The organism is Myxococcus sp. AS-1-15 (assembly GCF_020037055.1).
Classification (GTDB): domain Bacteria; phylum Myxococcota; class Myxococcia; order Myxococcales; family Myxococcaceae; genus Myxococcus; species Myxococcus fulvus.
The window spans coordinates 380,371-394,391 of sequence record NZ_JAIQDF010000001.1; the positions used below are offsets into that span (position 1 = coordinate 380,371).

At 70.6% G+C, this 14,021-nt stretch carries 13 protein-coding genes; 7 read left to right on the plus strand and 6 right to left on the minus strand.

The genetic code is table 11. The features are described from left to right. Positions 1–17: 17 nt before the first annotated feature. Complete coding sequence (locus K8625_RS01550; RefSeq protein ID WP_223748442.1) at positions 18–560, minus strand: hypothetical protein; 543 nt, start codon at positions 558–560, stop codon at positions 18–20. Between the two features lie 68 nt (positions 561–628). Here K8625_RS01550 and K8625_RS01555 point away from each other — a divergent pair, with 68 nt between their 5' ends. After that, positions 629–2,122 (plus strand): carboxypeptidase M32, encoded by a 1,494-nt coding sequence (locus K8625_RS01555; protein WP_223781640.1) that lies wholly within the window; start codon positions 629–631, stop codon positions 2,120–2,122. A 12-nt stretch (positions 2,123–2,134) separates the two neighbouring features. Here K8625_RS01555 and K8625_RS01560 read toward each other — a convergent pair whose 3' ends face one another. Continuing rightward, positions 2,135–3,916 (minus strand): serine hydrolase, encoded by a 1,782-nt coding sequence (locus tag K8625_RS01560; protein ID WP_223781641.1) that lies wholly within the window; start codon positions 3,914–3,916, stop codon positions 2,135–2,137. Positions 3,917–3,959: 43 nt separating this feature from the next. Beyond that, positions 3,960–4,316 carry a hypothetical protein gene (locus K8625_RS01565; RefSeq protein WP_046715845.1) on the minus strand — a complete coding sequence of 119 codons (357 nt, stop codon included), beginning with the start codon at positions 4,314–4,316 and terminating at the stop codon, positions 3,960–3,962. Positions 4,317–4,410: 94 nt separating this feature from the next. On the opposite strand from K8625_RS01565, the gene K8625_RS01570 reads away from it, so the two are divergent. After that, entirely contained in the window at positions 4,411–5,052 is a 642-nt protein-coding gene (locus K8625_RS01570) for an O-methyltransferase (protein WP_223781642.1), read from the plus strand. A 2-nt stretch (positions 5,053–5,054) separates the two neighbouring features. Here K8625_RS01570 and K8625_RS01575 read toward each other — a convergent pair whose 3' ends face one another. Beyond that, positions 5,055–7,772 carry a M1 family metallopeptidase gene (locus K8625_RS01575; RefSeq protein ID WP_223781643.1) on the minus strand — a complete coding sequence of 906 codons (2,718 nt, stop codon included), beginning with the start codon at positions 7,770–7,772 and terminating at the stop codon, positions 5,055–5,057. A gap of 129 nt (positions 7,773–7,901) precedes the next feature. Then, complete coding sequence (locus K8625_RS01580; protein ID WP_223781644.1) at positions 7,902–9,071, minus strand: ribonuclease D; 1,170 nt, start codon at positions 9,069–9,071, stop codon at positions 7,902–7,904. A 65-nt stretch (positions 9,072–9,136) separates the two neighbouring features. Here K8625_RS01580 and ttcA point away from each other — a divergent pair, with 65 nt between their 5' ends. From ttcA to K8625_RS01605, 5 genes are all read left to right on the plus strand, one after another. Further along, on the plus strand, positions 9,137–9,997 hold the full coding sequence (ttcA, locus tag K8625_RS01585; protein ID WP_223781645.1) for a tRNA 2-thiocytidine(32) synthetase TtcA: 861 nt from the start codon (positions 9,137–9,139) through the stop codon (positions 9,995–9,997). After that, the gene (locus K8625_RS01590; protein ID WP_223748449.1) at positions 9,976–10,800 is read left to right on the plus strand and encodes a TerB family tellurite resistance protein; all 825 of its coding nucleotides are present in this window, start codon (positions 9,976–9,978) and stop codon (positions 10,798–10,800) included. Before ttcA ends, K8625_RS01590 begins: the two co-directional genes overlap by 22 nt. A gap of 13 nt (positions 10,801–10,813) precedes the next feature. After that, positions 10,814–11,638 (plus strand): phosphate/phosphite/phosphonate ABC transporter substrate-binding protein, encoded by an 825-nt coding sequence (locus K8625_RS01595; protein ID WP_223748450.1) that lies wholly within the window; start codon positions 10,814–10,816, stop codon positions 11,636–11,638. 85 nt (positions 11,639–11,723) lie between these two features. Beyond that, positions 11,724–12,086 (plus strand): GFA family protein, encoded by a 363-nt coding sequence (locus tag K8625_RS01600; protein ID WP_223748451.1) that lies wholly within the window; start codon positions 11,724–11,726, stop codon positions 12,084–12,086. A 139-nt stretch (positions 12,087–12,225) separates the two neighbouring features. Continuing rightward, positions 12,226–12,555: a hypothetical protein gene (locus tag K8625_RS01605; RefSeq protein WP_223748452.1), complete on the plus strand. Its 330-nt coding sequence runs from the start codon at positions 12,226–12,228 to the stop codon at positions 12,553–12,555. Between the two features lie 28 nt (positions 12,556–12,583). On the opposite strand, the gene K8625_RS01610 is transcribed toward K8625_RS01605, so the two are convergent. After that, positions 12,584–13,996, minus strand: a complete 1,413-nt coding sequence (locus K8625_RS01610; protein ID WP_223748453.1) for a serine/threonine-protein kinase — start codon at positions 13,994–13,996, stop codon at positions 12,584–12,586. Positions 13,997–14,021: the final 25 nt, after the last annotated feature.

The following is a 14,021-nucleotide window of genomic DNA, read 5'->3' on the forward strand; positions in this document are numbered from 1 at the left end:
CCCCGCGCGGCGGGCGGCTACTTGTAGACGTTGACCGTGCCGCCGCGGAACTGGGAGTCGCGAAGGACCAGGCCCTCCTTGTAGAGGCGGGCCGCCTTGGGGCCGACGAAGAAGTCCTTCGGCTGGCCCCGGCGGTACGTCTTCTTCACGTGCTCCTCGATTTCGAGGAACAGGCCCCGGAAGCGGTCCGGGGCCGCGTTCTTGCGGCCCGTCTGCGCGGTGATGTCCAGCTCCGCCCAGAGCTTGCCGGAGACCAGCTCTCCCTCCTCGTTGGTGCGGCAGCGCTCCATGAAGATGACGGGGGAGCGCACCTCGTCCACGCGCCAGCTGCCCTTGTCCGGGCCGCGCTTCACCTTGTCGACGATGGCGGGGCCAATCTCGCTGGCCACCAGGTACAGGTCCTCCTGGGGCAGCCGGTCCATGTGGTCCTGGTGGGCGCGGAACGTCACCCAGTCCTCCGGGACGCGGCGGGGGTACACCTCCAGCACGAAGCGCTCCAGGTAGCGGAAGAAGGCGAGCTCGTCGTCGGGGGTCATGAAGAACTGGAGGACATTGGCCATTGCCGGGCCCTCATACCCTTGTGTCCTCCGGGGCGGAAGTCCGGGGTGAGGCGCGCTATAGAGTCCCCATGGATACCTGGCTGCTCTCCCGGATGCAGGAGCTGAAGGACCTCCAGGGGCTCATCGGCCTCGCCACGTGGGACCAGGAGACGTACCTGCCCTCCAAGGCGGGTCCGGCCCGCGCCCAGCAGCTCTCCACCCTCCAGGGGCTCCACCACGAGCGCCTGGTGGACCCGAGGCTGGGAGAGGCCCTCTCCAAGGCCTCCGTGGAGCCTGGGCTGACCCAGGACGAGCAGGCCATGGTGGCCGTGCTCCAGCGGGAACGGGAGCGCGAGGTGCGCGTGCCCGCCGCCCTGGTGCGCGCCCTGGCCGAGGCCCAGAGCCATGGCCTCCACGCCTGGCGGGAGGCCCGCAAGGAGCGCCGCTTCGCCCGGTTCCAGCCCGCGCTCCAGCGGCTGTTGTCGCTGCGCCGCGAGCAGGCGGACGCCTACGGACATGACGGTGAGCGGTATGACGCCCTGCTGGAGGGGTACGAGCCGGGCATGCGGGTCTCCCGGCTGACGCCGGTGCTCACGGCGCTGCGCGAGCAGCTGGTGCCCATGGTGGGCAAGCTCACCGGGACGGGGAAGCGTCCGCGCTCCGTGTTCGACGGGCGCCGCTTCGACAAGGACGCGCAGTGGCGCTTCACGTTGAAGCTGCTCGAGGACATCGGCTTCGACCTGGAGGCGGGGCGGCAGGACTTGAGCATCCATCCGTTCACGGGTGGCACGCATGCGCTCGACGTCCGGCTCACCACGCACGTGGACGAGTCGAACCCGCTGTCGGCCATCTTCAGCACCATCCATGAAGCGGGGCACGGGCTGTTCGAGCAGGGCTTCGCGCCGGAGCTGCACCGCACGCCGCTGGCGGCGTCTCCCTCGATGGGGCTGCACGAGTCGCAGTCGCGGCTGTGGGAGAACCAGGTGGGCCGGGGCCGGCCGTTCTGGGAGCACTACTTCCCGCTGCTGCGTGACAGCTTCCCGGAGGCGCTGAAGGGCGTGGACCTGGAGGACTTCCTCGCGGCGGTGAACGAGGTGCGGCCGTCGCTCATCCGCACCGAGTCCGACGAGGTGACGTACAACCTGCACATCGCCGTGCGCTACGAGCTGGAGCTGTTGCTCCTGCGTGACGCGCTCCCGCTGGACGACGTGCCCGCGGCGTGGAACGAGCGCATGGAGCGCTACCTCGGCGTGACGCCGCCGGATGACACGCAGGGCGTGTTGCAGGACATCCACTGGGCCTGGGGCGAGCTGGGGTACTTCCCGACGTACTCGCTGGGCAACCTCTACGCGGCGTCGCTCTACCGCGTCGCGAGGCGGGAGCTGCCGGACCTGGACGCGCAGCTTCGCCAGGGGAAGATGCTGCCCCTGCGCGACTGGCTGCGCGACCGCGTGCACCAGCATGGCTTCCGTTTGCCCGCGGAGGAGCGGATGCGCGTGGTGACGGGGCAGGGGCTCACCGACGCGGATTTCCTCACGCATCTGCGCTCGAAGTACGGCGCGCTCTACGGCATCACGCTCTGAGTCGAGGCGCGCTCACTTCCCGGAGCGCACCGCGGCCATGATGAACTTGGGCAGCAGCTCCTCACGGAACTTCCGCCAGAGCGCGACGTGGTTGTAGTTGCCCGCGGTGAACATCACGACGAGGTCCAGCTCGGGGACGACCATCACGAGCTGGCCGCCGTTGCCGCAGGCCTCGTACTCGGAGAACACGCGCTCTCCGACCTTCAGCTCGTGACGCCACCACGTGTAGCCGTAGGTCTGCTTCTCGTTCATCGTCGCGTGCTTCGCGATGGACTGCTCCACCCATCGCTTGCTCACCACGCGCCGGCCGTTCCACGTCCCTCCCGAGAGGTACAGCTGCCCGAGCTTCAGCGCGTCGCGCGGGCGCATGTAGATGCCGCCGCCCAGGTACTGCTCGCCGTCCGGCATCAGGTCCAGGTGGTAGTCGCGCATCTGGAGCGGCGTGGCGAGGTGCTCGGTGAAGAACTCCGGAATCCACCGCTTCGTGGTGTTGCGCAGCACGCCGCCCACCAAATTGATGTTCGCCGAGCAGTACACGCCCTTCGTCCCCGGCTCGGACACCATGGGCAAATCCAACGTGTACTTGTACCAATCCGGGACGGAGTCCTCGAGCCGGTCCTCGTTGCCCGGTGACTCCGCGTCATCGTCGTCACACGCCAGCCCCGTGGACATCGACATCAGGTGCGCCACGTCGAGCCTGCGCTTGCGCTCATCCAGGTGCGCCACCTTGCCCTGGTACTCGGGGAGCAGCGAGAGGACGGGTGTGTCGACGGTGAAGGGCGCGCCCTGGTCCAGCGCGATGCCCACCAGCACGGAGGCGTACGTCTTCGCCGCCGAGCGCAGGTCATGCGGACGCTCCTTGTCGAAGCCCTGGAAGTACTCCTCGACCACCAGCTTCCCGCGTCGCGCCACCAGCAGGCCCTGGATGGCCGGCGCCGAATCGGGGCTCGGCTCCTGGTCGAGAATCTGCTGCACCAGCTCGCGCAGCGGCTGCGCGTCCATGCCCACGTCCGCGAGTGACGCCGTCTTCCAGCCGTCATCCTCGGCGACAGGAGGCCGGTAGACGTAGGGGCCCGGCGCGGGCGTGCGCGCGTACAGGCCCACCGCCTGCGAGCGCTCCCGCCGTGTGAAGTCGAACGTCGTCTCGAAGGGCGGGTAGTGCAGCGACAGCCGCTCCGAGTCCGCGTCGAACGTCCCCTGGTACGTGGCCCCGCCCTTCGTCGGCGTCAGTCGCACGGTGTTGCCCTCGACGCTCACGCGGAACAGCACCCGGTTGCCCACGTTGCGCTCGGGGTTGCGCAGGAACGCCGTCACGGTGCCGTCGGTCTCCTTGCGCACCACCAGGTACAGCGAGAACCGGTCCTCCAGCGGCGCCACCTGTCCACGCCACACGTCCGCGCGCAGCGCACGCAGCTCCACCGGCGAGGCGAACTTCATGCCGCTCATCTGGACTCGCGGCTGAATCCAGTGGCCCCGGATGCGCTTGCCGTCCTTCGAGCGCGTGGCGCGCAGCTCGCCCTGTCCGCCCGGCAGGACGACGGAGACCTGGGTGCCCTCCACGCGCGCCGGAGCCTCGAAGCCGGCGATGCGCGCGCGCCACGTGTCTGCCTCGCGCGTCAGCGTCAATTCACCCCGGACCTGGGGACCGAGGACCCGCTCAGCGCCCCAGGTGCCCACCAGCCGCTCGGCGGACACCGGGGGCGCGGCGGCGGTCTGGCCACGCGCGGGGAGGGCGGAGAACACCAGCCCGAGGATGAGGAGGAAGTTGATGGTCGGGTTGTAGATGCAATTCATCTGACGCCGAGCCTAGCGCGGGCTCCGGCGGATGTATCGCGGCTCAGAACGAGAACAGCAGCGGGCGGCACGAGCGGGCGAGCCGCAGCGCGTCCCGGGCGAGCGAGTACGAGCTGGCGTCATCCGCGTCCAGCCAGGCCGCGCGGGCCACCTGGTTGCTCAGCTCGAAGCACAGGTTGGTGGTGTGCCGCGCCAGCCGGCTCTCCTTGCGCAGCGCGCGCACGTTGAGCTCGCACAGCTCCGCGCACTGCCGCAGCGCGCGCACGGAGGCGCTGCTCAGCGTCTGGCCCTGGGCCAGCAGGCGCGCCATGCCCGCCTCGCACGACGCCTGACACTGGAGGCTCGCATCGATGCAGCGCGACACGTCCGCGCGAGCACCGCCCAGTCTCGCTCCCGTCATCGCAGGCACCTCCGTTGCGCCCACCAGGGTATGCACGCCGAGCGGCGGAGCAACTGGAAGTGGGCCATGGGATGCCCGATGTTAAACGTTCACCATGCCGAAGCTCACGCTCGTCCCGAATGAAATCGAGGAGTACGCCCGCGCGCACACCGCGGCACCCGCGCCACTGTTCGAGGAACTCAAGGACATCACCCAGTCGCGCACGACCTCTCCCGGAATGCAGGTGGGCCCCGTCGAGGGCGCCTTCCTGAAAATGCTCGTCTCCCTCACGAGTGCGAGGCGCGTCCTGGAAATCGGGACCTTCACGGGATACTCCGCTCTGATGATGGCGGAGGGGCTCCCGGGCGACGGTGAGCTCATCACCTGCGACATCAATCCCGAGACGGCGGAAATCGCGCGCGCCTTCTTCGCCAGGAGTCCGCAGGGTCGGAAAATCCAGCTTCGACTCGGGCCTGCCCTGGAAACCCTGAAGACGCTGCGGGGTCCTTTCGACCTCGTCTTCATCGACGCGGACAAGGGGAACTACGGCGCCTATTGGGACGCGGCGGTGCCGCTGGTGCGTCCGGGCGGGCTCCTGGTCGCGGACAACGTGCTGTGGTCCGGGCGCGTGCTCAGCCCGGAGTCGGAGTCGGACCACGCGATGGTGGCCTTCAACGCGAAGGTCGTGGCGGACGCGCGCGTGGAGCCGGTGCTGCTGACGGTGCGTGACGGGATGATGCTCGCGCGCAAGCGCTGACGTCAGTAGCGCGCGAGGAAGCGCGTGAGGCCGGGGCGCAGGGCCTCGCGCTGCGCGATGCACTGGTCCACGCGCTCCAGCGACTGGGCCAGCACGCGCTCGCCGCCCTCGACGTCGCGGGCGCGCGGGCCGAACACCCGGGCCACCTCGTCGCGGTGCGCGGCGTCGCAGAAGAACCCGCCGCCGCCGAGCAGCCACGTGGTGAGGTCGCGGGGCAGCCGCTCGCGCAGGGCGTCGAAGTGCTCGTGCAGGAAGGTGAAGGCCACCTCGCGCGTGGGCGCCTCCGACAGGAGCCCGAAGAGGATGGCCAGCGCCTCGCGCGTGTCCACCTTCGCGTCCAGCAGCAGCTCCAGGCTCTTCTTCGCGAGCGTCACGTCGCGGAAGCCGCCGAGCGTGGCGAGCAGCAGCCGGCGCTCCTCGTCGGTGGCGGTGCGCGCGGCCGCGCGCAGGCGCTCGTGCAGCTCGGCGTCACCCGCCGCGGCGGCCGCGTTGAGGACGGTGGCCCGGTCCTCGGGCGCGAGCGTGCTCCGGTCCTGGAGCCAGCGCAGCGTGAGTCGGCGCGCCTCGGCGCGCAGCCTCGGGTCCTCGCCCTCGGTCGTCGCCATCGAGAGCAGGGAAGGGCGCATCAGCCGCGTCTCTTCACTCTCCCCGGGGCGCGACACGAAGCCCACCGCGCGCGCGCGTCCGCCGAAGAGCCCGCGCACGAAGCGCGCCCGGTGCGAGCGCAGCGAGTCCGGCACCAGGTCCCGATGCACGCTGTCCACCACCTCCGCCGCGCTGCTGACCAGCTCCGCGTCGCCCTCGCCCAGCCGCGCCACCAGCGTGAGCGCCTGGCCGACGTCCAGCTCGCCGCTGCCGACGAGCGCCCGCGCGTCCGCCATCAGCACCAGTCGCTCGGGGACGGTGAGGCGCGCGCCGCCGCGTCGCGCGAGCTTCTCCAGCCCGTCCCCCCGCAGGAGCGCGTGGTAGTAGCCGCGCGCGTCCGCGTTGGGGTGCACCCAGTCCGGGCAGCCCTTCGCCTCGGGCAGCGCCAGGGTGTCACGGGCGCCGGTGAGCACCGTGCATGCGCGGCCCTCCTTCTGGCCCACCGCGTAGCGCACGCACAGCGGCACGCGCCAATCCCGCGTCCCGGAGGTGTCCTTCGCGCCGAGGGGCAGGTAGCGCTTCTGCTCCAGCGCGAGCCGGGGCGCGCCGTCCTTGGGGCACTGGAGCGTCATCGCCACCAGGGGCACGCCGGGCTGGTCCAGGAAGGTGGAGAACGCTGGCGCCACGTCCTGCCCGGCCTCGAGCGACAGCGCTTGGAAGAAGTCCTCCGTGGTGGCGGTGCCGCGCGCGTGGGCGCGCAGGTAGTGCCGCACGCCGCGCTGGAACGCGTCCTGTCCCACCCACGACTCGAACATCGCGAGCACCGCGGCGCCCTTGCCGTAGGTGATGCCGTCGAACGCGCCGTGGATGTCGCCGGGTGACTCAATCGGCTGGCGGATGCTGCGCGCGGTGACGAGCCAGTCCTCCTGCATCGCCTGCCCGCGCGCCTCCACGCGGCGCACGTCCGCGCGCCACCCGGGCTGCCAGCGCTTCACCATCTTGAAGGCGAGCCAGTCCGCGAAGGACTCGTTGAGCCACAGGTCGTCCCACCACGCGGGCGTGACCAGGTTGCCGAACCACTGGTGCGCCAGCTCGTGCGCCTGCGTCTCGGCGAAGCCGCGCTGTCGCCACAGCGTGTCCGTCTCCGGCGTGCGGAGCATCAGCGGCGCGCCGAAGGTGATGAGGCCCGGGTGCTCCATGGCGCCGCCCACGAGCCCCGGCACCGCGAGCACATCGAGCTTCGAGTACGGATAGGGCGAGCCGAACCACTCCTCCAGATGGGCGAGCAGCGGCGCGGTCACGGACGCGGCGTACGCGGCCTCCGCTCCCCGCCCACGGGGCACCAGCATGCGCACCGGCACCTTCGCCTCGCCCGCCGTGCCCGCGTCCACCGCGTCGAAGGGCCCCACCGCGAAGGCCACCAGGTACGTGGGCAATGGCGGCGTCGTCTGGAAGCGCACCGTCTTCCAGCCCTCGGCCCCTGGCTCCTCGGCACGCACGGGCATGTTGGAGAAGGCGGCGTCCTCCGCGCGCACGCGCAGGGTGAGCGACCAGGGAATCTTGAAGCCGGGCTCGTCGAAGCAGGGGAAGGCGCGCCGCGCGTACAGCGGCTGGAACTGCGTCATCGCGTACCAGCGGCCCTCCTCCTCTTCACGGAAGACGCCGCTGTCCTCCTTGTCGTACGCGCGGCCCGAGTACTCGACGTGCAGCGTGACGGTGCCCGGCCGAAGCGGCGCCTGCGCGACGAAGGCGAGCAGGTCCTCGCCCACCGGCATCGCCTCCACCGGCACGCGCGCATCCGCCGTCTGGACGTGCGCGCGCCGCAGCGCCAGCTCGGTGCCGTGCAGCCAGAGCACGCGCGTGGGCTCCGACAGGGACAGCTCCACGTCCACCTCGCCGCGGAACGTCTCCTGACGCGGGTCCAGCTCCAACGTCACCGACTGCCGCGTGGGACGCACGCCGGCCTCCAGGCGCAGCCCGGGTGGCACGAGCGCTTGGGGCGTCTCCACGGGCGCGGGCACGACGCGAGGGCGAGGCATCGGCGTGGGCGCCGCGTCGCGTGAGCGCCCCAGGCACCCCACGAGGAGGAGCGTCAGCCAGAGTCCGAGGATGGCGCCAAGGTGTCCCAACCGCATCGAGGAGCTCCGTCCCGTCCGACACATGCGACGCGTGATGGTGTCCATTCCATCACCGCCGCGACAGGGACGGTAGCGCCTCGATGGGGGTCGCGGGTGACGCGCCCCTCGGAGCGAACGCGCGGTGCGTCAGCCGCCCTGCACGGGGAAGGCGGCGAGCAGCTCGATGAGGGCGGGGCCGTACAGCTTCAGCCGCTTCTCGCCGAGGTAGGGCACCCGGGCGAGCTCCTCCAGGTTCGTGGGAGGCTGGCTGAGCAGCGCGTCCATCAGCGGGTTGGTGAGCACCACGCTCGGCGTCACCTTGCGCTCGGTGGCCTTCTCCACGCGGAACGCCTTGAGCGCGTCCTCGCGCTTGCGGCGGTTGGAGTCCTTGGGGCCCTTGTTCTCGCGCTCCGGCGCCAGCTCGCCCTTCTGCGACTTCTCGCGCTGCTCGCGGACGATGGCGAGCACCTCGTCGCCATGGGCCCGCACGAAGACGCCCCGCACGCCGGCCGCGCGCGCCAGGTCCTTGGGCGTGGAGGGCAGCCGCGTGGCGATGTCCGCCAGCGCCATGTTGGAGAGCATGCGCCCCATGGGCACGTTCTCCTGCTCCGCCCACTCCAGCCGCTTCTTGTGCAGCGCGTGCGCAATCGCGTTCGCCAGGGTGAACTGCGCGGGGGACAGCCCGGTGCGCGGCAGCTTGGGCTTGAAGTCCGCGCCCACGTCGGGTCGGGCGACGGCCTCGTCACACAGCCGCTCGCAGTCGAGCGTCACCTCTTCCAGGATGTCCGCGTCGATGCACGCCTGCCGCACCTGCCGGCCCAATTCGCACAGGTAGCGCACGTCGTTGGCGATGTAGGTATGCATGCCTGGGGGCAGCGGGCGCAGCGAGAAGTCCGACTGCTGGTGCTCCTTGGGAAGCTCCACGCCCAGCTTCTCGCGGGCCACGTCCGCCAGGCCCACCTTGGGCCAGCCCAGCAGCGTCGCGGCGCGGTGCGTGTCGAACAGGCCCCGCACGCGCACGCCCGCCTCCGCGAGGAACTGCAGGTCGCCCTGCGCCGCGTGGAAGTACTTGGTGCGCTCCGGGTCGGCCAGCAGCGGGGCGAGCAGCCGGGCCTCCACGTCGGGCTGGAGCGTGTCGAAGAGGAAGACGTCCAGGTCCGTGGCCACCTGGAGGAAGCACAGCCGGGCGCGGAAGGCGTGCATGGAGTCGGCCTCCAGGTCCACGGCCAGCTCACGCGCCGCCTCCAGCTTCTGGAGGGCGCTTTGGGCCCCTGCGGCATCCACCACGTCCACGTCACCCTGCGGGTAGGTAGGCATCGAGCTGAGCAGGCTAGCGGACCGGACCGCCTGAATGACGTGTTTTTTCCCGGGCCGCCGCTAGGATGGCCACGCCGATGAATGACGTCCAGCGCCTGGAGAAGAGTCTGCTTGGCCACATGGGCCGGGCCATCGCGGACCACCGCCTCATCGAGGACGGGGACCGCATCATGGTGGGTGTGTCCGGAGGCAAGGACTCCTACACCATGCTCTACCTGCTCCGGGAGCTGCAGCGCCGCGCGCCGGTGAAGTTCGACCTGCTCGCGGTGAACCTGGACCAGGGACACCCGGGATTCCCCGGGCACATCCTGGAGGAGTACTTCCAGCGCGAGGGCTACGCGTACAAGCTGCTCAAGGAGGACACGTACAGCATCGTCCTGGAGAAGACCCCGCCGGGGAAGACGCAGTGCGCGGTCTGCTCGCGCATGCGCCGGGGCATCCTCTACACGGCGGCGGTGGAGCTGGGGTGCAACAAGATTGCCCTGGGCCACCACCGCGACGACCTCATCCACACGCTCCTGCTGAACCTGTTCTTCGCCGGCTCCATCAAGGCGATGCCGCCGCTGCTCAAGAGCGACGACGGGCGCAACGTGGTCATCCGGCCGTTGTGCTACGCGCCGGAGAAGGACATCGCGAAGTTCGCGGAGCTGAAGGCCTTCCCCATCATCCCCTGTGACTTGTGCGGCACGCAGGAGAACCTGCAGCGCAAGCGGATGCAGAAGCTGATGGAGGAGCTGGGCAAGGAGATTCCCAACGTCCGCCAGAGCGTGCTCAACGCGATGGCCAACGTGCGACCGTCGCACCTGATGGACCGGACGCTCAACCCGGACCCGCTCAACGCCGGCGGGGCCGAGTCGGGGGCGCCCACTCAAGACACGCAGGACACGCAAGGGGGAGCCAGCCCATGGCTCGAGAGCAGGCAGTGAGCGCGCGCAAGGAACGCAACGCCGCGCTGGTGGAGGTGATGTTGCTGGCGGCGATGGCGGACGGCCGTGTCTCTCAGCGGGAGATGCAGACGTTGATCAGCCGCGTGCTGGAGCGGCCGGAGTTCGAGGGCACGCGTCCGGAGGAGCTCAACGCGCTGGTGGAGTCCAGCGCGGCCCGGCTGTCGGAGGCCCGCGATTTGGAGGACGTGCTGGCGTCGTTGCGGCGGCGGCTGCCGGACCACAAGAACCGGATGCTGGCCTTCGGGCTGGCGGCGGCGGTGGCGCTGGCGGACCAGCGGGCCACGCGCACGGAGCTGGGGCTCTTGAAGACGTTCCAGGCCGCGCTGGGCATCTCCGAGGACGAGGTGGCGCAGATCATCGACGTCATCGAGAACGGCGGCAGCCTGGCGGAGGCGCTGGGCGAGCCGCTGGAGCGGCTGTTCGCGGAGGTGATGGTGCTGGTGAGCGCGGCGGACGGGCGGCTGAAGGAGGCCGAGGCCCGGGCGCTGGTGGAGAGCTTCGCGGCGGACCCCCTGTTCGAGAACGTCAGCCCGGAGCGCGCGCAGAGCTTCGTGAGCGAGGCGGTGTCGGCCCTGTCCGCGGAGGGGCTGCCCCAGCGGCTCCAGGTGCTGGCCCACGGCCTGACGACGCACACCCAGCGGCTGAAGGCCTTCCGGCTGGCCACGAAGATTGCCCACGCGGGCGGGGAGCCCAGCCTGCCGGAGCAGCGAATCCTGGACCTGCTCCAGGCGACGTTCGGTCTGGCCGACGACGAAGTGGCGCGACTGGGCAGGGAGGGGTAATCAGGGGGCGGTCATGACCCTTCAAGTCCCTTCCGCGACCCGACACTCGTTCCGCTTCGGACTGCCGCCGTCATTGGGCAGTGAAACGGCGCGGGAGCGCGCGGACCGGCTGGCGGCCTTCCTCCAGCGGGCCATGGGCAAGCTGGTGGAGGTGAGCGTCGCGTCCAGCTACGAGACGCTCGCCAAGGACCTGCTCTCCGGGCGCGCGGACGCGGCGTGGGCGCCTCCCTTCGTGTGCGCGCGGATGGAGGCCATGGGGGTGCGGGTGGTGGTGCGCGGGGTGCGCCGGGGCATGTCGTCCTACCGCTCGGCGCTGGTGTGTCGGGCGGGGGCGGGGCTGTCGGTGGACCGGCTCAAGGGCGCCACGGCGGCGTGGGTGGACCGGGATTCGGTGGCGGGGTTCCTGCTCCCCACCGCGTACCTGAAGGCGCAGGGCCTGGAGCCGGCGCGGGCCTTCTTCGCGCAGCACTTCACGGGCTCGTACCGGGGCGCGCTGGAGTCGGTGCTGGACGGCAAGGCGGACGTGACGAGCGTGTTCTGTCCGCCGGCCTCCACGGGGCTGACGTACACGACGGGCGTGGAGGATGTGCTGGGGGCGGGCGCGGGGCGCCGCTTCGAGCTCATCGCGTACACGGACGAGGCGCCCAACGACGGCGTGCCGGTGGCCATGGGGCTGCAGCCGCAGCTGGTGACGGCGCTGGAGACGACGCTGCAGGGCCTGCAGTCGTCGCCCGAAGGCGTGGCGCTGCTCAAGGACATCTTCAACGCGGAGCGCTTCGAGCCCGCGCCGCGCATGGGCTACCGCGCGCTGTACCGCGTGGCGCTCGCGAGCCTGTAGCGCCTGGCGTGGGGTGGGCCGCATGCCGCGACGCGGCGCGCGTTTTCGCGTGGACGTCCGTGCGAGCGCATGCAGGATGCCGCGCATGAGCGAGCTCAAGAGCTATGAGGGCGGCTGTCACTGCGGGCAGGTGCGCTACGAGGTGAAGCTGGACCTGTCCCAGCCGGCCATCCAGTGCAACTGTTCCATCTGTCAGAAGACGGGGACGATGCTGAGCTTCACGCCGGTGTCGCAGTTCACGCTGCGCTCGGGCGAGAGCGTCCTGACGGACTACCAGTTCAACCAGAACATCATCCACCACCTGTTCTGCTCGAAGTGCGGCGTGCGCTCCTTCGCGCGCGGCAAGGGCCCGGACGGCTCCGAGATGGCGGCCATCAACGTGCGCTGCCTGGACGGCGTCGACCTGAACACGGTGAAGACGTTCCAGTACGACGGCCGCAGCAAGTGAGTCACCGCGCCTCCGGGACACGAGGTCGCGGTGTCCCGGGGGGCGTGGGAGGTCGTTCCGACGCGGGGCAGGGGATGTGATGCAAACACCAGCACCTCGGACTGCGAGCACCTCGAGGTGGGCCCGCGTCCTCGCGGTCGTGGCCAGTGCGTTGCTGTGTCTCTACGTGTTCCGTCCGCTCGACGGATACCTGGGGGAGCTGGCCTCGCTCGCCTTCAGGGAGGACACCGTCTTCGCGCCCGGCTATTCGGCCTTCAAGTTCTGGCGGATTCGCCGGGGGATGACCGAGGCCGAGGTCGAGCGGCTCGTGGGCGGGCCGCTGAAGACGTGGACGCCTCGGGATGTCGACCTGGATGAAGTGTATTGGAGCTACTCCCACTCACCTGGGGATACTCACTACCGCATGCGTCTGGTGTGTTTCCGTGACGGCCGCGTCCACGACCTCCACACCGAGTTCTATGTCGACTGAGGTCGAGCCGAACGCGAGGGTGCCGGGGCTACGGCTCCTCGGGTTCCTCGGGAGGCTCGGGAGTCCGCGTGGGCACGCGCTTGGGCGCCGAGCCCGCTGTCCTGCCCGGAGGCGGTGAGGGCGCCTTGCCGGAGCCGGTGCCTCCCTTGGCGGGCATCGGCGCGGCGGACGAGGTCGAGCCACCGCTTCGCGTGGGCGCCGCCGAGCCACCACTCGTCCCGCTTCGTCCGGCCACCGGCGCCGCAGCCGCGGAGGACCCCGTGGGCGCGCGCCGGGCGGGCGCCATGGGCGAGGTGGACGACGCGGACACACCGCCCGGGTCCTTCACCATCGCTGGCGCCGAGGCCGAGGAGCCTCCAGGCTTGCGCGCCGGCGTCCCCGCGGGCGTCGGACGCGCCGTGGGCCGCTGGCCGGAGCCCGCCGTGTCACCCGCGGCCGCTGCGGCCGCGGCCGCCTGCTGACGGGCCGCGAGCCTCGGGTCGTAGTGGATGACGGTGGGCTCGGCCGCGAGCCGCTCCTCCTCCAGCTCCTCCGAATACGTGTCCTGCATGAACGCCGCGAGGTGCGCGGGCGTCGCGTGCAGCTTCTGCTGCACCAGGAACTCATCCAGCGCGAGCTGCACCTCGCCCGCCGACGCGAAGCGCTCCTCGCGCTTGCGCGCCAGCGCCTTGAGCACGATGGCGTCCAGCGCCTTCGGGATGTCCGGCATCACCTCGGACGGAGGGACAATCTTCGTCCCCACCACCGCCTTGAGCGTGGCGATCTCCGTGTCGCGCTTGAACAGCCGCTGGTGCGTCAGCAGCTCGTAGAACACCGTCCCCAGTCCGAAGATGTCGGAGCGGTGGTCCAACGGCTCGCCCCGCGCCTGCTCCGGGGACATGTACGCGTGCTTGCCCTTGATGGTGCCCACCACCGTCTGGGAGAACTTCCCCGACGCCTTGGCCACCCCGAAGTCGATGAGCTTGACCCCGCCGTTGTAGCCGACGAGCACGTTCTGCGGCGACACGTCCCGGTGGATCAACGCCAGCTTGCGCCCCGACGGGCTGCGCGCGTTGTGCGCCGCATCCAGCCCCGCCGCCGCGTCCGCGATGATGCGGCACTTGAGCCCCAGGGGAATCGTCAGCTTGCGTTGCTGCGCCCTGAGTCCCAGCGGCCCCACCGCCTCGCCGTGCACGTACTCCATGGCGATGAAGTACTGCCCGTCCACGTCACCCAAATCATAAATCTGGGCGATGTTCGGGTGGTTCAGGTGCGCCGCGATGCGCCCCTCGTCCAGGAACATCTCGATGAACTCATCGTCCTCGGACAGGTGGGGCAGCAGCCGCTTCACCACCAGCAGCTTCTGGAAGCCCACCGGCCCCTTCTGCCGGGCCAGATAGACGGCGCCCATGCCGCCGATGGCGATCTTCCGGAGCAGCTCGTAGCGGCCGAATGTCTCCACGTCGACGCCACGATAGCCGCGCCGG